Source organism: Paenibacillus sp. P3E, assembly GCF_001909045.1.
GTDB lineage: Bacteria > Bacillota > Bacilli > Paenibacillales > Paenibacillaceae > Paenibacillus_AQ > Paenibacillus_AQ helianthi.
This window is the reverse complement of the sequence record NZ_LVWH01000209.1, coordinates 14,092-35,239: the sequence shown is the minus strand read 5'-3', so window position 1 is coordinate 35,239 and position 21,148 is coordinate 14,092. Positions and strand designations below refer to the sequence as shown.

General features: G+C 49.7%; 21 protein-coding genes and 1 other annotated feature. Of the genes, 20 read left to right on the top strand and 1 reads right to left on the bottom strand.

Features of this window, described 5'->3' with window-relative positions; genetic code table 11:
- The first annotated feature begins 24 nt into the window (after positions 1–24).
- From A3842_RS26300 to A3842_RS26220, 17 genes are all read left to right on the top strand, one after another.
- The gene (locus A3842_RS26300) at positions 25–789 is read left to right on the top strand and encodes a cell division protein FtsQ/DivIB (RefSeq protein WP_074085649.1); all 765 of its coding nucleotides are present in this window, start codon (positions 25–27) and stop codon (positions 787–789) included.
- Between the two features lie 345 nt (positions 790–1,134).
- On the top strand, positions 1,135–2,400 hold the full coding sequence (gene ftsA, locus A3842_RS26290) for a cell division protein FtsA (protein ID WP_074085647.1): 1,266 nt from the start codon (positions 1,135–1,137) through the stop codon (positions 2,398–2,400).
- 63 nt (positions 2,401–2,463) lie between these two features.
- The gene (gene ftsZ, locus A3842_RS26285; RefSeq protein WP_074085646.1) at positions 2,464–3,573 is read left to right on the top strand and encodes a cell division protein FtsZ; all 1,110 of its coding nucleotides are present in this window, start codon (positions 2,464–2,466) and stop codon (positions 3,571–3,573) included.
- Between the two features lie 117 nt (positions 3,574–3,690).
- The gene (locus A3842_RS26280; RefSeq protein WP_074103278.1) at positions 3,691–4,632 is read left to right on the top strand and encodes an Rpn family recombination-promoting nuclease/putative transposase; all 942 of its coding nucleotides are present in this window, start codon (positions 3,691–3,693) and stop codon (positions 4,630–4,632) included.
- Positions 4,633–5,038: 406 nt separating this feature from the next.
- Complete coding sequence (gene spoIIGA, locus A3842_RS26275) at positions 5,039–5,995, top strand: sigma-E processing peptidase SpoIIGA (RefSeq protein ID WP_178382415.1); 957 nt, start codon at positions 5,039–5,041, stop codon at positions 5,993–5,995.
- A gap of 113 nt (positions 5,996–6,108) precedes the next feature.
- Positions 6,109–6,831 carry an RNA polymerase sporulation sigma factor SigE gene (gene sigE, locus A3842_RS26270; protein WP_074085644.1) on the top strand — a complete coding sequence of 241 codons (723 nt, stop codon included), beginning with the start codon at positions 6,109–6,111 and terminating at the stop codon, positions 6,829–6,831.
- Positions 6,832–6,909: 78 nt separating this feature from the next.
- Entirely contained in the window at positions 6,910–7,692 is a 783-nt protein-coding gene (gene sigG / locus A3842_RS26265; RefSeq protein ID WP_019909334.1) for an RNA polymerase sporulation sigma factor SigG, read from the top strand.
- 197 nt (positions 7,693–7,889) lie between these two features.
- Complete coding sequence (locus A3842_RS26260; RefSeq protein WP_074103318.1) at positions 7,890–8,201, top strand: YlmC/YmxH family sporulation protein; 312 nt, start codon at positions 7,890–7,892, stop codon at positions 8,199–8,201.
- A gap of 163 nt (positions 8,202–8,364) precedes the next feature.
- Positions 8,365–9,222 (top strand): peptidoglycan editing factor PgeF, encoded by an 858-nt coding sequence (gene pgeF / locus A3842_RS26255; protein WP_074103277.1) that lies wholly within the window; start codon positions 8,365–8,367, stop codon positions 9,220–9,222.
- Positions 9,223–9,225: 3 nt separating this feature from the next.
- On the top strand, positions 9,226–9,918 hold the full coding sequence (locus A3842_RS26250; RefSeq protein ID WP_074085642.1) for a YggS family pyridoxal phosphate-dependent enzyme: 693 nt from the start codon (positions 9,226–9,228) through the stop codon (positions 9,916–9,918).
- Positions 9,918–10,361 (top strand): cell division protein SepF, encoded by a 444-nt coding sequence (locus A3842_RS26245; RefSeq protein WP_074085641.1) that lies wholly within the window; start codon positions 9,918–9,920, stop codon positions 10,359–10,361. The genes A3842_RS26250 and A3842_RS26245 overlap by 1 nt, the downstream gene beginning before the upstream one ends.
- A gap of 7 nt (positions 10,362–10,368) precedes the next feature.
- Positions 10,369–10,635, top strand: a complete 267-nt coding sequence (locus tag A3842_RS26240; protein ID WP_074085640.1) for a YggT family protein — start codon at positions 10,369–10,371, stop codon at positions 10,633–10,635.
- Positions 10,636–10,644: 9 nt separating this feature from the next.
- On the top strand, positions 10,645–11,427 hold the full coding sequence (locus A3842_RS26235) for a YlmH family RNA-binding protein (RefSeq protein WP_074103276.1): 783 nt from the start codon (positions 10,645–10,647) through the stop codon (positions 11,425–11,427).
- Between the two features lie 371 nt (positions 11,428–11,798).
- Positions 11,799–12,284, top strand: coding sequence for a DivIVA domain-containing protein (locus A3842_RS26230; RefSeq protein WP_074085638.1), 486 nt, complete (start codon positions 11,799–11,801; stop codon positions 12,282–12,284).
- 77 nt (positions 12,285–12,361) lie between these two features.
- Positions 12,362–12,637: a binding site (T-box leader), on the top strand.
- 200 nt (positions 12,638–12,837) lie between these two features.
- Complete coding sequence (locus A3842_RS32210) at positions 12,838–13,185, top strand: hypothetical protein (RefSeq protein WP_143186384.1); 348 nt, start codon at positions 12,838–12,840, stop codon at positions 13,183–13,185.
- Positions 13,186–13,337: 152 nt separating this feature from the next.
- Positions 13,338–16,430 (top strand): isoleucine--tRNA ligase, encoded by a 3,093-nt coding sequence (gene ileS, locus A3842_RS26225; protein WP_074085637.1) that lies wholly within the window; start codon positions 13,338–13,340, stop codon positions 16,428–16,430.
- A 164-nt stretch (positions 16,431–16,594) separates the two neighbouring features.
- Positions 16,595–17,008 carry a DUF5665 domain-containing protein gene (locus A3842_RS26220; protein WP_256701872.1) on the top strand — a complete coding sequence of 138 codons (414 nt, stop codon included), beginning with the start codon at positions 16,595–16,597 and terminating at the stop codon, positions 17,006–17,008.
- Positions 17,009–17,048: 40 nt separating this feature from the next.
- Here the strand turns inward: A3842_RS26220 and A3842_RS26215 are convergent, their stop codons facing one another.
- Entirely contained in the window at positions 17,049–17,777 is a 729-nt protein-coding gene (locus tag A3842_RS26215) for a TraR/DksA C4-type zinc finger protein (RefSeq protein ID WP_074085636.1), read from the bottom strand.
- 243 nt (positions 17,778–18,020) lie between these two features.
- On the opposite strand from A3842_RS26215, the gene lspA reads away from it, so the two are divergent.
- The 3 genes from lspA to A3842_RS26200 all read left to right on the top strand — a co-directional run bounded on the left by lspA (position 18,021) and on the right by A3842_RS26200 (position 20,892).
- On the top strand, positions 18,021–18,524 hold the full coding sequence (gene lspA, locus A3842_RS26210; protein ID WP_074085635.1) for a signal peptidase II: 504 nt from the start codon (positions 18,021–18,023) through the stop codon (positions 18,522–18,524).
- Entirely contained in the window at positions 18,517–19,491 is a 975-nt protein-coding gene (locus A3842_RS26205; RefSeq protein WP_074103275.1) for an RluA family pseudouridine synthase, read from the top strand. The genes lspA and A3842_RS26205 overlap by 8 nt, the downstream gene beginning before the upstream one ends.
- 147 nt (positions 19,492–19,638) lie before the next feature.
- The gene (locus A3842_RS26200) at positions 19,639–20,892 is read left to right on the top strand and encodes an LL-diaminopimelate aminotransferase (protein ID WP_074103274.1); all 1,254 of its coding nucleotides are present in this window, start codon (positions 19,639–19,641) and stop codon (positions 20,890–20,892) included.
- The last annotated feature ends 256 nt before the right edge of the window (positions 20,893–21,148 follow it).

Below are 21,148 nucleotides of genomic sequence, written 5' to 3'. Positions count from 1 at the left end.
GGGCCTTATTACGGAGATATGAGAATGCCTAAAACCCGTTTACCTCTGCTTAAAGAGGACAAGCCAAGCAAAAAAATGAGCCGGAAGGTCACAATGATCCTGCTGCTGCTGTTTATTGCGCTGCTGGCTGTGATTTTTTTCCGTTCGTCGCTCAGCCGTATTACAGAGATTCACTTTCAGGGTAATAAGTACACGACCCGGGAAGAGCTGATATCCCAAAGCGGGCTTTCGGTCGGAGGACAGTTCTTTGCCGTCTCTAAGACTTCAGTGAAGAATTCCCTGAAGGAGCTTAAGACCATCCAGGAGGCTTCGGTAAGCAAAAGTTTCCCTGGTACGGTTACCATTACTATCAAGGAATATCCTGCAGTTGCTTATGAATTGGATCAGTCCGGTGAGCTTGAAGCCATTCTGTCCAGCGGGGCGGCTGTAGGCGTGAATGAGTCCGGAATTGCGGTGGAGAAGCCTATTCTGACAGGCTGGGACGCTAAGGACCCTTATAAGGCCAAGCTGTGCCAAGTGCTCGCCAGCATTCCCAATGAATTGACCGGTGATATCTCCGAGATCGTACCTTCACCGACGCTATCCTTTCCGGACCGGATTAAGCTTTATACACGTTCGCATTTTGAAGTCATAACGGCGATTTCTCTGCTTAAGGATAAGGTGGAATATTTGAATCAGGTCATCGAGACCGAGGAGCCCGGACTGATTAAGATGCTGGAAGCCGATTCATATGTCCCGTTTCAAGCTCCACAAGAAACAAATGAGGACAAAGCAGACACACAAGAGTAAATAGTCCCTACTAATAGAGCGGGAAAAATGCTACAATCGGATTTACGGGCAATAAGCTGGATCCCTCTTTTTTCTCCGGATTTTTTGAACTAATGCCGTAAATATGGATGATGCTTCTTGAATACACTTATTTTAACTTTATAGTCTCCTAGTTTCATGGTTTTAGGAAAGCATCTATGTTTATGCGGAATGCTTGTTATATTATTCCACTCAAAAAATTTGTAGAAAAAAGAGGGAAAGGATTAGGTATGTTGAATATGTACAGAGAAGTTTCCCGGGACCGGGAGCAAACTGTTTTACTGGCTTCACCATCTATTTTGATCATAACAGGAGGTGCCATAGAGCTTGAGCAACAATGACATCATTGTTAGTTTGGACATCGGTACATCCAAAGTTCGGGCTATAATTGGGGAAGTTACCAATGGAACCTTTAATATTATTGGCGTTGGATCTGCTGATTCAGAAGGAATACGGAAAGGTGCGATAGTCGATATCGACCAGACTGTCCAATCGATCAAAAGTGCGGTAGACCATGCGGAGCAAATGGTAGGCATCCAGATTTCCGAGGTCTACGTCGGCATATCCGGCAATCATATCGGACTGCAGTCCAGTCACGGTGTTGTAGCCGTTCAGAATGAGGACCGTGAAATTGGTGAGGATGACATTGACCGGGTAATTAAAGCTGCGGAAGTCATCGCACTGCCTCCTGAACGCGAAGTGATTGATGTTGTCGCCAAACAATATATCGTAGACGGTCTTGAAGGTATCCAGGATCCGCGCGGAATGATCGGTGTCCGTCTGGAAGTTGAGGCAACGATCATTACCGGAGCCAAAACGCCAATACATAATCTGCTTCGCTGTGTAGAGAAATCAGGACTGAAAGTTAAAGATCTTGTGCTGATGTCTCTTGGAGCCGGTGGATTGGCGCTTTCCAAAGATGAGAAATCAATGGGCGCTGTACTGGTAGACATCGGTGCAGGTTCAACTACGATAGCCGTATATGAAGAGGGTTCCCTTTGTGCAACATCCACGATTCCGATCGGCGGAGAATTTGTAACGAATGATATTGCTTACGGACTTCGGACACTTACAGACCAGGCAGAGAAGGTCAAGCTGAAATATGGCTGCGCCTGGGTTGATGATGCCGCTTCGGATGTAGTATTCAAGGTGTTACGTATCGGAAGCAATGTTGAAAAAGAGTTCAACCAGGAAGATTTGGCTGCAATTATCGAGCCAAGAGTGCAGGAGATTTTTCATCTGATCCGCCAAGAAGTGAAACGGCTTGGTTACACGGAGCTTCCCGGAGGTTATATACTTACGGGTGGAACTGTATCCATGCCTGGTGTTCTGAAGGTGGCGCAAACTGAACTATCTGCCTCCGTACGCATAGCTGTGCCTGATTATATCGGTGTCCGGGACCCTGGTTTCACCGGTGGTGTAGGCATCCTGCACAATGTAGTCCGCAGTTACCGGGGACGCAACAGTGGCGGAGGAAACGGCAATAAGAAAACGGTCAATCGAAACAAGCAGAACGCCGTTCCAAGCCAAGATACCGGGAAGAAGCCCGGTTTGGTGGAACGTCTTAAGAATATGTTCAGCGAGTTCATATAAGTGTAAGTCCAGATATACTTGGACCGGCCATCCAAGCACTATTCTAGGGGGAGATGGAACAATATGTTGGAATTTGATTTTGAAATGGGGAGCTTGGCGCAAATAAAAGTCATCGGCGTAGGCGGCGGCGGAAGCAATGCTGTTAACCGGATGATTGAAAACGGCGTTCAGGGTGTTGAATTCATCACGGTTAATACAGATGCCCAAGCGCTGCATATGGCCAAATCGGAGCATAAACTGCAAATCGGGGATAAGCTTACCCGTGGACTAGGCGCTGGCGCCAATCCAGAGGTTGGCAAGAAAGCGGCCGAAGAATCCCGCGATCTGATTTCCAATACGCTCAAGGGTGCAGATATGGTATTTGTGACCGCGGGCATGGGTGGCGGTACAGGTACAGGGGCTGCACCTGTAATTGCTGAAATTGCCAGAGAATGCGGAGCGCTGACGGTTGGCGTTGTGACGCGTCCGTTTACTTTTGAAGGAAGAAAACGTTCCAACCAGGCAGAATTTGGTATTGAAGCGTTGAAGGAAAAGGTAGATACCCTTATCGTCATTCCGAATGACCGGTTGCTTGAAATTGTCGACAAGAAAACACCGATGCTGGAAGCCTTCCGCGAAGCGGACAACGTGCTCCGGCAAGCGGTGCAAGGGATCTCCGATCTTATTGCCGTTCCGGGTCTGATCAACCTTGACTTTGCCGATGTGAAGACGATTATGACAGAACGCGGTTCGGCATTGATGGGCATCGGAATTGCCACCGGTGAGAACCGTGCCTCGGAAGCGGCCCGCAAAGCCATTATGAGCCCACTGCTCGAAACTTCTATTGAAGGTGCGCGCGGCATAATCATGAATATTACTGGCGGTTCGAACCTCTCCTTGTATGAAGTCAACGAAGCTGCCGAGATTGTGAATTTCGCTTCTGATCCTGAAGTCAATATGATTTTCGGGGCCATGATTGAGGAGAGTATGAAGGATGAAATTAAAGTTACGGTGATTGCTACCGGCTTTGAACATAAGGCATCCCCTGTTGCGCCTAACCGACGCCCGGCAACTAGCAGTGAGCCTGCCGCTGACAAGAACGCCAACCTGCGTCCTTTTGGCAATCAGACAACCTCTGACCAGCTCGACATCCCGACGTTCCTGCGCAACCGCACACGCGGCAACAACGATTAGACAAAGAGACACATACACGTTTACGGAAGCACCGTATCCGCATAGCAGAATGCTATGCGGATACGGTGTTTTTTTGTTTTTTAAGCTGATATAATACGAATAACGGGAGTGGATATAATGGAATTGCTGGACCCCCGGGTGGATTTTGTATTCAAAAGAATTTTTGCAAGCGAGAGTAACAAGGATGTGTTGCTGGCGTTTTTGAACCGTATTCTTATGGATGCCGGAGACGCTCCCTTGAACGAAGTGGTGCTTCTAAACCCGTATACAGACAAAGATGACCCGCTGGATAAGCAGTCGATCTTTGATATCTGGGCAAAGACGGAGGACGGAAAGCTGATCAATATCGAAATGCAGCTGTTCAACAGATATGATATGGAGAAGCGGACCTTATATTACTGGAGCAAACGCTACTCCGGCCAGTTGCAGACTGGCGGCAGGTACACAGACCTCAAAAAATGCGTAACGATTAATATCTTGAATTATAAGGTATTACCTAATGAACACACTCACAGTGTCTTTCATCTACGGGAGGACATCAGCGGTTCACGACTGACAGATGACATAGAGATTCATTTCCTGGAGCTCCCTAAGCTGAATCAGCCGGCGGTTCCGGGTGAGAGCGGTTTGGTCAATTGGCTGCTTTTTTTGAAAGGGAGCGACAATTCGAATTGGGAGGTACTGCGGATGAATGAACCAGCTTTGAGAAAGGCAATGGAAACATTGGAATTTTTAAGTCAGGATTCTGAAGCCCGGCGTAAATATGAAGACCGTCAGAAGTTTTTGCATGATGAAGCCTCGCAAAGAGACGGTGCTCAAAGAGAAGGCTTTGCTAAAGGAATGCAAGAGGGAAAACAAGAAGGGATCAAGGAAGGGATTAAAGAAGGGATCAAAGAAGGGATCAAGGAAGGCAAGAAGGAAGGCAAGAAAGAAGGCAAGAAAGAAGGTTTGAAGGAAGGCAAACTCGAAGTAGCAAAGAACCTGCTGGCTATGGGGCTGGACCTCTCATCCATACAGGCTGCTACGGGTCTGACAGAAGAAGAAATACAATCTATCTAATGAAAACCAGTATACTTAACCGAAGTCAGCCTTACAAAGGCTGGCTTTGTACAAATATTAAGAATTTATATGCTTCGCGCTATTTCTCGCTGAAACGGATACCGTCCTTAAATGGATGGTATCCGTTTTCTACTTGGTTTAGGGATAAGTTAGTGAACGCGGGCCATTAGCTCCCTATATACCTTAGCTGTTTACGCTGCTTCCAGTAGTCGGACTTTGCGAATGAGTCGCTTATTACAGTTAAGGTAGCATATAACTGGCATGACGCTATAAACCGACAAAAAAACCTCAGGTTTGCCCCCCAAGTTTAGACAGACTTTGGATGGGAGTCTTTCTATACTAATCTTATCGTCCAAATAGAGAGCCGGAACCTTGGTCTTTCGGATAGATACCACCTTACAGGCAGGTGAATCCGCTGGTTGTTTATATTGACTTGATTTTCACCGCCAATTTACTGATCGATGGTATTTTGTTGTGGCTGACAGGCTGGCTGGTCAAGCAGAAGGTCTCTTGGTGGCGGCTCATTAGTTCGGCGCTGGTTGGCGCACTGTATGTGGTGATGATGTTTGTGCCGGAGCTCTCGTTCCTGTACACCTTTATCATCAAGTTTGGATTGTCGGTAGTGATGTTGTGGATTGCTTTTGGTTTCACAAGTCTGCAAAGCTACCTTCGGGCGTTAGGGGCATTCTATATCATTAATTTTGCAGCTGCCGGGGGGATTGTCGGCGTTCACTATTTGCTGCAGAGCTCGGGCGACATCTGGAACGGGATTCTATTCACCTCCTCGGGCGGCCAAGCTTACCGGCTGAAAATCGGGTTTTGGTTCGTGCTTGCGCTTTTACCTGTGGTGCTGTTTCTCTTCAAGATGATCCATTCCTCCCGAACCCGGAGAGAGCAGCTAGAGACTTATATAGGTGAAGTTTGCGTAGAGATCGAAGGGGTGAGCGTGTCATGTCCAGGCCTGCTGGACACCGGGAACCGTCTGAACGATCCATTGACCCGGATACCAGTGATGGTGATGGAGGCTTCACTGTGGGAGGGTCATCTTCCGGCCTCCTGGAAAGGAAGGCTTACCCAGATTAGTGCCGACCAGCTTCTTCTGGAAGCGGACGGGCAGTCCTTTGCCTGGCAGGACAGATTGCGGCTTGTGCCCTATAGGGGAATCAACCGCGGAGCATCATTTATGCTTGCGTTGAAGCCGGATCTGGTGACGATAAAGCTTGGGGAGGAGACTTTTTTTAGCAAAAGGGTCCTCATCGGGCTGGATGGCGGAACACTGTCGGGAGACGGTGCGTACCGGGCGGTCATACATCCTGACCTGACCCAAAGAGAGTCCCCTGCAAAGGCATCGGTGCCTTCCTGAGCTCGAACAGAGTTTGTGTGCAACAACTCCGTCGTGTTGGAACAGATGTGGCAGAAGGGTCAGGGGACAAATAACTACCTCAGGGCAATGGTGTACTTCTTGAAGGAGGAACAATAATGGTTAAATGGAAGATTGTGCTGCAGCTTCAATATTACCGCATGCTTTTTCTGCTGGGGCTGAAAAGTCAGGAAATCTATTATATCGGTGGAAGCGAGGCATTGCCCCCACCCCTCACGAGAGAGGAAGAGGAGTTTCTGCTGCAGCGGCTCTCAAGCGGTGACGCGGCAGTACGAGCCATGCTGATTGAACGCAACCTGCGGCTGGTAGTCTATATTGCCCGCAAATTCGAGAACACCGGCATCAACATTGAGGATCTCGTATCCATCGGGGCGATTGGCTTGATCAAGGCTGTTAACACCTTTGATCCGGAGAAAAAAATCAAGCTGGCTACCTACGCCTCGCGCTGTATTGAAAATGAGATTCTGATGTATTTACGGCGCAACAGCAAAACCCGGAGCGAGGTTTCTTTTGATGAACCGCTGAATATCGACTGGGATGGCAACGAGCTGCTGCTCTCGGATGTGCTGGGTACAGAGAATGACACCATCTACCGTAATATTGAAGAGCAGGTGGACCGCAAGCTGCTGCAGAAGGCGCTGGAAAAGCTCAGTGAGCGGGAAAGACTGATCATGGAGCTGCGTTTCGGGCTGCGCGGCGGGGAAGAAAAAACGCAAAAGGATGTTGCCGATCTGTTGGGAATCTCCCAATCTTATATTTCACGACTGGAAAAAAGAATTATCAAGCGGCTGCGCAAAGAGTTCAACAAGATGGTGTAAGGTGAAGAGGCCAAGGAATAAAATGCCCGACCGGGGAGATAATGTACAGTAATGTTTCTCCTTGGGAGGTAAATCATCATGACCCGAAATAAAGTCGAGATTTGCGGTGTGGACACCGCCAAACTGCCCGTTCTAACGAATGTGGAAATGCGGGAATTGTTCACTTCGCTGCAGCAGCAGGGCGAGCGATCCGCCAGAGAGAAATTGGTAAACGGTAACCTTAGACTTGTGCTTAGTGTGATTCAAAGGTTCAACAACCGGGGAGAGTTCGTTGATGATCTGTTCCAGGTAGGCTGCATCGGGCTGATGAAAGCCATCGATAATTTTGATTTATCGCAAAATGTAAAGTTCTCCACCTACGCGGTACCGATGATCATTGGTGAAATCCGCAGGTATTTGCGTGACAACAACCCGATACGGGTATCGCGCTCCTTGAGGGACATTGCCTACAAAGCATTACAGGTGCGTGACAGTCTGACCAATCAGAATTCAAGGGAACCGACGATTTTTGAAATCTCAGAGGCACTTGGGGTTCCCAAAGAAGATGTGGTATTTGCTCTTGATGCTATTCAGGACCCGGTCTCTTTGTTCGAACCTATTTACCATGACGGCGGAGATCCCATTTATGTAATGGACCAGATCAGCGATGACAAGAATAAGGATGTGTCGTGGATCGAAGAAATTGCGCTCCGTGAAGCGATGCAGAGGCTGGGGCAGCGGGAGAAGCGGATTCTGTCGATGCGTTTTTTTGAAGGCAAAACCCAAATGGAGGTTGCGGACGAAATCGGTATCTCACAGGCGCAGGTTTCTCGGCTTGAAAAGTCGGCCATACAGCAGATGCAAAAGCATGTTAAGTCATAAACACACATAGCAGGATTGTCACTGGGGTGGTCTGGAAGCGTGAAAAGCGCTCCCGGAGCATCCTTTTTATGTTGGATAGCACTATTGCTAATCAATCATTAGCATGTTGCCAAGCCCGCCGGGCATATATTGGACTATACGTCTGAATGTACAGGGGTGAGGAAGTGAACGACGATTCGTTAGGCAGCAGCAAGAAAATGAAAATCTCCGATTTTCAGACGAAGGATGTGATTAATATTGTAGACGGAAAGCGGCTGGGGCAGATCAGTGATCTGGAGCTGGATCTTCGCCGCGGCGTGATTGACGCGATCATTATCCCGGGGTATACACGTTTTATGGGCCTCTTTGGAGGAGGTACGGATCTGATCATTCCCTGGCGGAATATCGTGAAGATCGGCGCTGATGTCGTCCTCGTCAAGATGGAGGAAATCCGGATGCCGCAAAATCAGGAAGAGCGGGAGACCATGTATCTGGAACGGGGAGACCGCACCGATCGGCGCACTTATTGACTGGGTGCGTTTTAAACTGCATGTTCTTAAAAAAGAGGCCAAATCCGTTTCTATATGTTAATTTTGGGGATGTATGAAGTAGGGGATTGCCAAAGCTGGTTAGCCAGCAGTTTGACCCCACTCTGTGAGGGCACATGTGGTACACTTAGGCGGAGGTGAAGATATGGAACCGTTTATTCAAAAAGGCGGCACGCCTATGCTGCTTCATCTGGAACCTTGGTATGCGGTGCACGCTGAAATTACGGCAGGCTTCACAGGGAGACAGGGTGGTATAGGCAAGATGCCTTATGACAGCTTTAATTGTGCCTTTCATGTTGGGGATGAACCGGAGGATGTGCTCGGGAATCGTAAAATTCTTGCCGAGAGCCTCGGGTTTACCCTTCAGGATTGGACCTGCGGAGAGCAAACTCATGGAAAAGATATAGCAGTGGTCAGAGAGGAAGACCGCGGCCGGGGCAGTCTGGACAGAACATCGGCTTTTCAGGCAACGGATGGTTTGCTTACTAATGTGCCAGGTGTGCTGTTGACTTCATTTTATGCTGATTGTGTTCCCCTTTACTTCTATGATCCTCACAAGCAAGTAGTAGGACTCGCACATGCAGGCTGGAAAGGGACTGTAGCGGAGATTGCAGCCGCAATGGTGGCCCGTATGAAGGAAGTGTATGGCAGCCAGGCAGAGGATATTCTTGCCGGAATTGGTCCTTCCATTGGCGACTGCTGCTATGAAGTGGATGATTATGTAATGGATCATATCCACCGTCTTGAGGGGGGACTGAAGCCCGTGACACCTTCCGTTGCTCGGCAGGACCTGTACAGAACATCGGAAGCGGATAGCCGTAAAAGTATGCTGAACTTGAAAGAAATGAATCGACGCATTATGATTAAAGCAGGAATATTGCCGACTCATATCGAATGTACATCATGGTGTACAAGCTGTAATCAGGATCTGTTCTTTTCATACCGGAAGGAAAACGGAGTTACAGGAAGAATGACGAGCTGGATCGGAATAAAGGAGAGCTGAACGTTGACACTGCAGGAAAGAATAGCCGGGGTAGAGGAACGTGTAGCACGGGCCTGTGCGGCAAGTGGCCGGGATGTGGCTGACGTCAAGGTTATCGCAGTGACGAAATATGTGTCTCTGGAAACGGTATCCGCTGTGCTGGATGCAGGCCTTGAAGATATCGCCGAGTCCCGCTGGCAGGACGCCGAACCGAAATGGAACGCCCTGGGGCATAAGGGAACCTGGCATTTCATCGGACATTTGCAGACCAATAAAGTTAAGGATGTTATCGGTAAATTTCAATATATACACTCGCTCGACCGCCTGACATTGGCGCGGGAACTGCACAAAAAGGCTGAAGCGGCAGGAATTACCGTCAATGTCTTTCTGCAGGTGAACATCTCAGGAGAAGACACCAAATTTGGTCTTGCTCCTGAGGAGGTGCCAGGTTTTCTGCGTGATATTGCTGCTCTGCACCGCGTAAAGGTCATCGGACTGATGACTATGGCGCCTTATGAAGCGGAACCAGAGCAGACTCGTCCTGTCTTCCGCGGACTTAGAGAACTCCGTGATGAGCTGAATCTGCTCGCTTTGACACCTGAGCCTATACAAGAGCTGTCCATGGGAATGTCGAATGATTTTGAAGTGGCGATAGAGGAAGGAGCCACCCGGGTGCGCCTGGGAACGGTATTAGTAGGTCATGAGGAGGGAGAATGATGGGCGTGATGAACCGTTTTATGAGTTTTTTGGGCTTGCAGGAGGAAGAGGAGATTGTAGAGCGGGAGCAAATATCCCGCGATGAAGATGAGTACGAGCCCGCCCCTGTAGAAACCCGCAAAAATCAGCGGGCGAACGTCGTCAGTATTCATTCCCAAAAGAATGTGAAAGTCGTGCTGTATGAGCCCCGCTCTTATGAAGAAGCTCAGGAAATTGCTGACCATCTCCGGGCCCACCGCACGGTGGTAATCAATCTGCAGCGTGTAAGAAATGACCAGGCAATGCGGATCATTGATTTTCTCAGCGGAACTGTTTATGCCCTGGGTGGAGGAATCTCCAAAATTGGGGGCAATATATTCATGTGCACCCCGGATACTGTTGAAATTCAAGGCTCCATTTCGGAGATTCTGGGTGAGGATCAAGACTACAACAGAATGAGGTGAACGGGCTTTGTCCCAAATCAATCTAATTATTGATATTCTATACAACATCTACTTTGTAATGATCATTTTCTACGTCCTCATGTCCTGGCTGCCGAATGTACGGGACAGCTTCATCGGAGAACTGCTTGGCAAGCTGGTGGAACCGTATCTGTCACCGTTCCGCCGGTTTATCCCGGCGTTGTTCGGCACAATTGATATCTCCCCGATTATTGCACTGTTCGTGCTGGAATTTGCGAAAACCGGATTGCAGTACATTGTGGCATATGTATTTTAGGCTGCTGCGATGAAGAATGAAATTTACGGACATTTCCACCCTGATGAACGACAATTTGTGGACAAGGCCTGGGAATGGGTTACCTCTGCAGGAGAATACCACGAAACCAAGCTGACTGAATTTTTAGATCCCCGCCAAGGTTTTATTCTGCAGACACTTGTGAACCGTCATCCCGATGTAGCCGTAAGGTGGGAGGGGGGAACCGAGGAAGCTGAACGGAAGCGTGCCTTGGTGGCTCCCGATTACCGGGATCTTGAGGAAGAGGATATGGAGATGAGGGTGCTCGCGATTTCTTCGGGCGAACAGAAATTCCTCGAATTGGAACATGGCGACTATATGGGGGCAATCCTTGGCCTGGGAATCAAAAGAGGCAAAATTGGCGATATTCATGTGCTTCCGGATGGTTGCCATGTAGTCGTCGCTGAGGATATTGCCAATTATTTAGCGATGAATCTGTCCGGTGTGCACCGGATCAATGTCAGTACAGAGATTTTACCGTTGTCCAGTCTGCGTAGTAGTAGTGTTAAGCTGGAGAAACTGGAGCTTACGGTAGCTTCGCTGCGGCTAGATGGTATTGCTGCAGATGTGACCCGGCTTAGCCGGAGCAAAATTCTTGCTCCCATCAAAGCAGGCCGCGTCCGTGTCAACTGGAAGGTAGAGGAAGATCCTTCCTGCGGGCTTAAGGACGGTGATATGGTCTCGATTCAGGGTTTTGGACGCTTCAAGGTCCTGGAAATCGGGAGTCTGACCAAAAAAGGCCGTTACCGGGTGCAGGTTGGCAAATTTGTCTGAATTTCATGCAGGAATCTGGCACGGCTTGTCGAAATTGAATATCTCTATAGGGAGACAAACATTTTGCAAGCTGGACGCCGATACTTGTAGAAGAGGCGGACTGTAAGCGCGGGTACCGGATGAAATTCGGCGATCCGCGAATACTTGAACTATATAAGGACATATAGTAATATCCTATGCCCGAACATATAGTTCTCGCAGATACGGATACCTGAAAGCGATACATCGTCATCGTATCGCTGCTTCGGGAGCATAAGCTTTTTAAAGGCCAGCGAAACCGTTCCCACTTGAATACAGTCTTTCCTCTTTGTCTTCGGACAAATTAAGGTTCAGGGGCACAAGAGGTCCGAAATTTCTAGGAGGTGCACAGCATGCCATTAACACCGCTCGATATACATAACAAGGAATTCTCCCGGAGAATCCGCGGTTATGATGAGGACGAGGTCAACGAATTTCTGGATCAGGTGATCAAGGATTATGAGAGCGTCATCCGTGAGAACAAAGAGCTGCACAATCAGCTGTTGTCCATTCAGGAGCGGCTTGATCATTTTGTGAATATTGAAGAGAGTTTGTCCAAAACCATTCTCGTTGCTCAGGAAGCTGCAGATGATGTGAAGAACAACTCCAAGAAGGAATCTCAGCTGATTATCAAGGAAGCAGAGAAAAACGCCGACCGGATTATCAACGAAGCACTGTCCAAATCCCGCAAGGTAGCGATCGAGACTGAAGAACTGCGTAAGCAGGCCTCGATCTACCGTACCCGGTTCCGGACACTGCTCGAAGCTCAGCTGGAGCTGCTGTCCACAGATGACTGGAATGCCCTGGAAAGTCGTGAAGTGAGTGAGAATACGCTCTGAATAACAGACGGTTCTCTTCAAGATTGACATTTTCACTTAAAACGTCTATAACTAGAACATATCTGTAATCTGTTCATATCTATTCGATGACGGGACAAGTACGATAAGGTAACGTTCTCCAGAGAGTCGGCGATTGCTGTAAGCCGATGTTCATGCCTTGCTCGGAAGATCTTCCCCTAGAAGCTAAGCTGAAGCGTTAACAACGTGTGTAAGCTTAAGCCGTCTGCCGGACGTTATCCCGGACCTGCGTGGCTATCTTTACGCAGAACTGAGATTGTGCTGAACACTCCCCTTAAGGATGTGCATGAGGCGCAGAATTAGGGTGGTATCGCGAGCGTCGTCTCGCCCCTTTGGGGCGGGTCGACGCTTTATTTATGTTTACATCCCCCTAAATCCCCCTTCCAAGGGGGACTCCAAGGGCTGGCCGCCCTCTGGACACCCGCAACAAGGGATTATCGAGGAAAGATGGACGTCCGCGGAAGGGAAAGGATTTGTTCGACGGGGGAACGGCCCTTCTTAGGCTCCCCATGCGGGGACGCCTGCAGGGCCTTACATGCGACCAGGGCGAAGAGCCAAACAAGCGCGGCGGGCTTCGCCCCACGCCGCCAAGGCTCCCGGCCCAGCGCTGCCCTACGGGTTCGCGGGCCGGAACGCCAAGAACTCCCGGCCCAGCGCTGCCCTACGGGTTCGCAGGCCGGAACGCCAAGGCTCCCGGCCCAGAGCTGCCCTACGGGTTCGCAGGCCGGAACTCCAAGAACTTCCGGCCCAGAGCTGCCCTACGGGTTCGCAGGCCGGAACGCCAAGGCTCCCGGCCCAGAGCTGCCCTACGGGTTCGCAGGCCGGAACGCCTCAGGTAGAGCGTGCCGCTTGCGGCGACAAGCGGGCACTACAGCCACATTAGATCAAAACCCGCCACCCCCTTGGAGGTAGACAACATTCCAGGTGTCCAGAGGGGGGACCCCTTGGGGCCCTCCCTTGGCTAAGGGAGGGTTTGGGAGGGATCGAAAAGATTCGAAAAGGTTTAAGACCAAACCACGGAAGGATTGACCGATCATGCAAAAAGTAGATGTCAGAGAAAAAGCACGGGCCAGAGACGTCCGTATCTTGAAGAAATGGAGCGACGAAAATACGTTCCGCAGATCTATGGAGAACCGTGAAGGCCGCCCGAATTATGTATTCTATGAAGGTCCGCCAACGGCAAACGGTGTGCCGCATATCGGGCACGTGCTGGGCCGGGTTATCAAAGACTTTGTCGGCCGCTACCAGACAATGAAAGGCTACCGGGTGGTGCGCAAGGCGGGCTGGGATACTCATGGCCTGCCGGTAGAACTCGGCGTACAGAAGAAGCTGGGTATCTCTGGTAAGCAGGATATTGAAGAATATGGTGTGGAGAAGTTTATCAAGGAGTGCAAGGAAAGTGTCTTCGGATACGAGAAACAGTGGCGCGAGTTCACGGAAGCCATCGGTTACTGGACCGATCTCGATAATCCTTATGTAACCTTGGACAATACGTACATTGAAAGTGTATGGAACATCCTCGCTACGGTTCATGAGAAAGGGCTGCTGTACCGCGGACACCGCGTAAGCCCGTATTGCCCAAGCTGTCAGACGACACTAAGCTCGCATGAAGTGGCACAGGGCTACAAGACAGTCAAAGATCTCAGTGCAACGGCTAAGTTCAAGCTGGAGGGCAGCGGAGACTATGTATTAGCATGGACGACTACACCTTGGACCCTTCCAGCACATATGGCGCTGGCGATGAATCCGGATATGGAATATGTACGTGCCCAGCAGGAAGACGGCGTATATATCCTGGCGAAGAATCTTGTGGATGAAGTACTGAAAGGTGATTACACGGTCCTGTCCACACACAAGGGAACAGATTTCATCGGACAGAGCTATACACCGCCATTCGGATACATCAAGGCGGAGAAACACAATGTAATCGTAGGCGCATCTTTCGTTACGGATTCCAGTGGTACCGGGATCGTACACATGGCTCCGGCGCATGGGGAAGATGACTATAAGAGCTGCCGCGATAATGGTATCAGCTTCGTGAATGTGGTGGATACGTCCGGGAAATATACCGATGTGGTTTCTGATTTTGCCGGACGGTTTGTGAAGGATTGCGATCTGGATATCGTGAAGGTGCTCTCTGAGAGAGGGCTGCTGTACAGCAAAGAGAAATACGAGCACAGCTATCCGTTCTGCTGGCGCTGCGATACTCCGCTGCTGTACTATGCAACAGATAGCTGGTTTATCCAAACGACTGCAATCAAGGACCAGCTCATCGCGAACAACAACAGCGTGGATTGGTACCCGGAACATGTGCGTGATGGCCGCTTCGGCAAATTCCTGGAGGAACTGGTGGATTGGAACATCAGCCGTAACCGCTATTGGGGAACTCCGCTGAATATCTGGGTCTGCCAGGATACAGGCAAGGAATTTGCGCCGCACAGCATCGCTGAGCTGAGATCGATGGCGATAGGCGAGGTGCCTGAAGATATCGAGCTGCACAAGCCTTACGTAGACAATATCAAGCTGCGCAGCCCGTTCAGCGAAGGCGGAGAGATGGTGCGGACCCCCGAGGTCATCGACGTATGGTTTGACAGCGGCTCGATGCCGTTCGCCCAAAGCCACTATCCTTTTGAGAATGAAGATAGGTTCGAGGATCAGTATCCGGCAGACATGATCTGCGAAGGGATTGACCAGACACGCGGCTGGTTCTACAGCTTACTCGCCGTGTCGACGTTGTTCAAGGGCAAAGCACCGTATAAGGCAGTTATTGCCCACGGCCACATCTTCGATGAGAATGGTCAAAAAATGTCCAAATCCAAAGGCAACGTTATTGATCCTTGGGAAATCATGAACGAATACGGCACGGACGCATTCCGCTGGGCGATCCTCTCCGACAGCGCGCCATGGAATAATAAACGCTTCTCGCGCGGCTTGGTGGGTGAGACCAAATCCAAAATTGTGGATACACTGGTCAATACCCATGCATTCCTTACGCTGTATGCCGGCATTGACGGTTACGACCCGGCAGATCACCCGTTCAAAGTGTCAGAGCATAAGCTGGACCGCTGGATTCTCTCCCGCTTGAACAGCCTGATTCTCGTAGTGGACAAAGGCCTGGCCATTAACGATTTTGTCAATACGTCCAGGGCTGTTGAGAATTTTGTGGATGAGCTGAGCAATTGGTATATCCGCCGTTCCCGTGACCGTTTCTGGGGCAGCGGCCTGGGTGAAGAGAAGCTTGATGCCTACCGCACATTGACACATGTCCTGCTGACAACAGCTACACTGATGGCACCTTTTACACCAATGCTGTCCGAGGATATCTTTACGAACCTGGGTGGCGGCGAAAGCGTGCATTTGGCTGACTATCCGGTGGCGGATGAGAGTCTGATTGATCTTGAACTGGAGCAGGATATGGAGAGTGCAAGACAAATCGTTGAACTGGCCCGCAATGTCCGTAATGAGTCAGGCATCAAGACACGTCAGCCGTTGTCCGAGCTGATTGTATCCATCGACCGCAGTTTCCACGTAGCCGATTATGAAGACATCATCAAAGAAGAGATCAACGTGAAAGAGATTGTGGTCGAGAGCAGCGACAGCGGATTCGTTGATTTTACATTGAAGCTTAACCTCAAGGTAGCCGGTAAAAAATACGGTAAAAATGTCGGCTTCCTCCAGGGCTTCCTGAAGGCACTGGACAGTGAAGCTACCCGCAAAACGGTACAGGAGGGTGTCATTGCCATCGTCTCTCCGGAAGGGGAGGAACTGCAGATCACCGCTGAAGAGCTGCTTGTAGAGAAACAGGCCAAATCTGGCTTTGCCTCGGCTTCCGGGTACGGTCTCACTGTAGCGTTGAATACAGAGATCACGCCTGAACTGGTGCAGGAAGGCTGGGTGCGTGAGATTGTGCGGGCGGTTCAGGATTACCGTAAACGTCTGGATCTGCCAATCGATAAACGGATCGCATTGACACTCAAGTTAGACGACGAGCTCAAAGCTGCGGCCTTGGCATTTGAACATGTGCTTCGTGAGAATGTACTTGTAACTACGGTTGATTTTGATGGAGAGCAACCCTTTGAGACTGTAGATGCCGGCGGCAAATCGATCGGAATGCACATCGAAGCCTAAAGCCCCTGCATGACCTGTCCCCAACTGGCATATACTAGCGGCAAAGGAAAAGGTTCTAGGGGTTAGCAGCAAAATGACGAGCCCGGTACTTAAGGAGAGTCTTCTCTCTTTTGACCGGGCTCGTTTGTGTGGACCCTGTAGGACGCTAGGGAGGAGTCAATGCCATGGAGGGACGGGAAGGGGACAAGCACCGGTTCGGGAGATCCGGAAGAATCTCCATCAGAACATCAGAGGCTGGCAGAAGTTCGAACGGCATCAAGGAGAATCCATATGACATTCCGCAGGAAGAAAAGCTGAATGCCATCTACCGGCTGACATCGGGATTAGTCCAGCAAATGGAGAAAGCGAGGATTGCCGAGTACACGCAGCTCCTGAATTCACCCTGGCGTCTGATATGGCTGAATGTATTGTCGGGAACAGCGCGGGGACTGGGGATCGCACTGGGTTTTACCTTTTTTGCAGCGACCATTATTTACGTGCTTCAGGTTCTTGGAGCACTTAATCTGCCGATCATCGGTGATTACATTGCAGATATCGTGCGGATCGTCCAGCATCAGCTGGAGCTGAAGACTTTCTAAGGAAGATCATATCTGAAAATAGTAAAGAGTAGCCCGCGGGCTACTCCCTTTGCTTTTTGGCCTGAGGATCAAGCAGGTAGCTTCCTTCTTCACTGTCCATATAATGGCGGTAGCTTGATCCCTTAATGACCATCGTATGGTTTCCGGCAATGTCGGTGGCGATAAAGTTTTCCCAAGGCTCTACGAAGCCCTCAGTTTCGTCAGCTTCAATCTCCATATCATTATAAGAGGAAATATCATTGCCTTCGGCCATGGCGGGTGAATTGGAACTGCCCCAGCTCTCCACGATCTGCCAGGCATCTTCACCGTCGAATCCGTTCTGCTCATGTTCATCCAGACTGGTGCGCCCGAACGGCGGGAATAGAAATTCCTCTTCTGCAGGCCTAGTAAAGGGCGAGCTTTGGCGGGGATTATGCTCTTTACAGAAGCGGGTAAGCGGTACGGCATCTAAACGTTCAAGAGGAATCGCTTCGCCGCAGACTGCACAGATTCCATATGTTCCTTTATCCATGGCAGCCAGGGCGGCAGCGATGTCATCAAGTTCATGCTCATCACGCTCCAGCAGTGAAATATCCATGGACCGGTGATACAGCTCCGTAGCGGCATCGCCTGGGTGGTTGTCGATCTCGGTCAGGTCTCCCGTCATGTCACGCATGGAGTCCTGCAGCCCGTAATGCGCATTGTTTTTTAGTCTATGCTGGATATCTTCCCGCTGCTGAATGACCGCAGCCCGCAGCTTTGAGAGCTGCTCTGCTGACAGATGGCTCATGGGTGTTAGCTCCTTTCGTGTCGCTTCCTTAGTATCGTACATTTCCAAACGGTTTCGGATGCTTCTTGGATAGGTTGACCGGAGAGCCGGCTTTTTAGCGATGGCAAATCCTCCCCGGTTTGGAGAGAGTGGCTATGTCCTTGCAATAGACGGCTTCTTGAGGCCTGTGCTACAATATACAAGTCTTTATACAGTATTCGTACCGCTTTCAGCGGGGAAAATAAGAACGGAGTGACAACTTCTGTGGTGTACTATCTGATAGCGCTAATCGTATTTTTGGTGGACCAGGGTACCAAGTATTTAATTGCTACCCGGATGGAGCTCGCGGAGCAGATCCCGGTAATCAAGGATTTTTTCATCATTACCTCCCACCGCAATCAAGGAGCGGCTTTTGGTATTCTTCAGGGACAGCAATGGTTCTTTTTTCTAATTACCGTTATTGTGGTTGCCGGAATCGTCTGGTATTTGAACAAGGCCAGAGCGACCCGGAAGCTGCTGCCCACTGCACTGGCACTGGTGCTTGGCGGAGCCGTAGGAAATTTTTTGGACCGGCTGTTGAACGGAGAGGTTGTTGACTTCCTGATGTTCAATTTCGGCAGCTACACCTTTCCAATCTTTAACGTAGCCGACTCGTGCATTGTTGTCGGTGTGGCGCTGATTATTCTGGATACTCTGCGTGATATGAAGAGCGGAGATGAAATCACCGAAGTGAAGGAAACCAAGGAAGTTAAGGAAGGGAATGAATGATTTGAATAAGGACGTCAATGAGCAGGCGGCAACCGGCGCCTTCGAAGAAGATAAGGACGTCACCGAATGGATTGTTACCGGAGCAAATGCCCGGGAACGGATTGATAAATATATTACGGAGTCCTGGGAAGAAGAGGTTTCCCGCTCACAGGTGCAGCTGTGGATCAGCGGCGGACATGTAACCGTTAACGGGGCCCCGGTCAAAGCGAATTACAAGCTGACCGAAGGTGATGTGGTTGGGGTTACTGTACCTGAAGCAGAGGTTACAGATCTGATTGCTGAAGATATTCCGCTTGAAATAGCGTATGAAGACAGCGATGTTATCGTAGTGAACAAACCGCGCGGAATGGTGGTCCATCCGGCAGTGGGTCATCCTTCCGGAACCCTGGTCAATGCGCTGATGTACCACTGCAAGGATCTGTCGGGCATTAACGGCGAGATTCGTCCGGGTATTGTACATCGTATCGACAAGGACACCTCCGGACTGATTATGGCTGCCAAAAATGATGCCAGTCACGCCTCGCTCGCAGCCCAGCTTAAGGAGCATAGTGTAACCCGCCGCTACATAGCTGTAGTGCACGGAAATCTGTCTCATGACAAGGGTACGGTTGATGCCCCCATTGGCCGTGATCCGCATGACCGCAAGCTCTATATTGTAACGGAGAAGAACAGCAAACGTTCCGTGACTCATTTTACCGTTCTGGAGCGTTTTGGTGATTATACTCTGCTGGAGCTGCAGCTGGAGACTGGCCGTACGCATCAGATTCGGGTGCATATGAAGTTTATCGGTCATCCTCTGGTCGGTGATCCAATCTATGGACGTAGCAAAGGAACAACCATGAACGGACAAGCCTTGCATGCCGCTATTCTGGGATTTGTGCATCCTTCTACTGGTGAATATATGGAATACAGTGCGCCGATTCCGGCGGATATGGAAGAAGTGCTATTTACTCTGCGCAGCAGATAAGTACAAATCAAGTGATTATAAATCCATGGTTTTGAAGGCGGATTTACGTCATATTTAAGTCATGGGAACAAGCAGACACGGTTTTACTGTCCTTACAGGGAGCCAATGCTTTTATTTTAAAATTAGCCAGGAGATGAGACGTAAATTATGAGTATTGAACAATATCAGGAGACCTTCATTCAGACTAATTTTGCAGACCGTATCGGCGGCGCGAACTATGGCAAAGATACAGCCATCTACAAATTCGAGAAAATCAAACGCGCTAAAGCATCGGCGAAACAGGATTTTCCGAATATTGAGCTGATTGATATGGGTGTCGGTGAACCCGATGAAATGGCGGATGAAGGCATTGTTGCTAAACTCGCTGAAGAAGCAGCCAAAGAAGAAAACCGCGGGTATTCGGACAACGGGATTCCTGAGTTTAAGACCGCAGCAGCAGCTTACCTTAAGGAAGTTTTCCGTGTGGACGGCATTGATCCTGTAACCGAGGTTGTCCACTCCATTGGTTCGAAGCCGGCGCTGGCGATGCTGCCGTCTTGCTTCATTAACCCAGGTGACATTACGATTATGACGGTTCCGGGATATCCGGTGCTGGGTACCCACACCAAATATCTGGGTGGACAAGTATTCACGGTGGAGCTTAAGAAGGAGAACCATTTCCTGCCGGACCTGAACTCCATTCCTGAGGATGTTGCCCGCAAGGCGAAGCTGTTATACCTGAACTATCCTAATAATCCAACGGGCGCTAGTGCGACTCCTGAATTCTTCAGCGAGGTAGTGGCCTGGGCGAAGAAATATGATGTAGTTGTAATCCACGATGCTCCATATTCTGCTTTGACCTATGACGGGAAGAAGCCGCTCAGCTTCTTGTCTGTACCTGGCGCTAAGGATGTCGGTGTAGAACTTCACTCCCTGTCCAAGTCCTACAACATGACAGGCTGGAGAATCGGGTTCGTGGCCGGTAATCCGCTGGTAGTCAAAGCATTCAGTGATGTGAAGGACAACAATGACTCCGGTCAATTCATCGCTATTCAAAAAGCAGCAGCCTATGGTCTGGCTCATCCGGAGATTACTGAAGCGATTGCCGCCAAGTATTCCCGCCGCCATAACATGCTGGTAGACGCGCTGAATAGCCTTGGCTTCTCTGCAGAGAAACCCAAAGGATCTTTCTTCCTTTATGTGGCCGCTCCAAAAGGGATCAAAGGCGGACGCCGTTTTGAATCCGGCGAAGATTTCTCGCAGTTCCTGATCCGCGAGAAACTGATCTCCACTGTGCCGTGGGATGATGCCGGCCCATTCGTGCGCTTCTCTGTAACCTTCATCGCCAAAGGCGAAGAAGAAGAGAAACGTGTCATTTCCGAAATTCAAAGACGCCTTAGCGACGTTGAATTCGAATTTTAATAGATTTGGTCCTGAAAAGCTGCCGTGGAGAAATCTGCGGCGGCTTTTTTTTATGGATAAACTAAACTAACAAGTGGAGAGTCATCCCACATAAAAAGGAGAACGTCACCACATCCGGATTAAAGAGGCATATGATGAACATTTCTGGACGACGATCTTTAAATTTGGCTGGCTTTGACTATATGGGTATGGCCGTTTTTAGCTTCCTTAGAACAATAAAAAAAACAGTGTTTTAGTCGTTGGACCAAACACTGTT

Coding starts and splice junctions, on each gene's coding strand:
- A3842_RS26300 (WP_074085649.1), top strand. CDS start 25: ATGCCTAAAACCCGTTTACCTCTGCTTAAAGAGGACAAGCCAAGCAAA.
- ftsZ (WP_074085646.1), top strand. CDS start 2,464: ATGTTGGAATTTGATTTTGAAATGGGGAGCTTGGCGCAAATAAAAGTC.
- A3842_RS26280 (WP_074103278.1), top strand. CDS start 3,691: ATGGAATTGCTGGACCCCCGGGTGGATTTTGTATTCAAAAGAATTTTT.
- sigG (WP_019909334.1), top strand. CDS start 6,910: ATGACCCGAAATAAAGTCGAGATTTGCGGTGTGGACACCGCCAAACTG.
- A3842_RS26260 (WP_074103318.1), top strand. CDS start 7,890: ATGAAAATCTCCGATTTTCAGACGAAGGATGTGATTAATATTGTAGAC.
- pgeF (WP_074103277.1), top strand. CDS start 8,365: ATGGAACCGTTTATTCAAAAAGGCGGCACGCCTATGCTGCTTCATCTG.
- A3842_RS26245 (WP_074085641.1), top strand. CDS start 9,918: ATGGGCGTGATGAACCGTTTTATGAGTTTTTTGGGCTTGCAGGAGGAA.
- A3842_RS26235 (WP_074103276.1), top strand. CDS start 10,645: ATGAAGAATGAAATTTACGGACATTTCCACCCTGATGAACGACAATTT.
- A3842_RS26230 (WP_074085638.1), top strand. CDS start 11,799: ATGCCATTAACACCGCTCGATATACATAACAAGGAATTCTCCCGGAGA.
- A3842_RS32210 (WP_143186384.1), top strand. CDS start 12,838: ATGCGACCAGGGCGAAGAGCCAAACAAGCGCGGCGGGCTTCGCCCCAC.
- ileS (WP_074085637.1), top strand. CDS start 13,338: ATGCAAAAAGTAGATGTCAGAGAAAAAGCACGGGCCAGAGACGTCCGT.
- A3842_RS26220 (WP_256701872.1), top strand. CDS start 16,595: ATGGAGGGACGGGAAGGGGACAAGCACCGGTTCGGGAGATCCGGAAGA.
- A3842_RS26215 (WP_074085636.1), bottom strand. CDS start 17,777: ATGAGCCATCTGTCAGCAGAGCAGCTCTCAAAGCTGCGGGCTGCGGTC.
- A3842_RS26205 (WP_074103275.1), top strand. CDS start 18,517: ATGAATGATTTGAATAAGGACGTCAATGAGCAGGCGGCAACCGGCGCC.
- A3842_RS26200 (WP_074103274.1), top strand. CDS start 19,639: ATGAGTATTGAACAATATCAGGAGACCTTCATTCAGACTAATTTTGCA.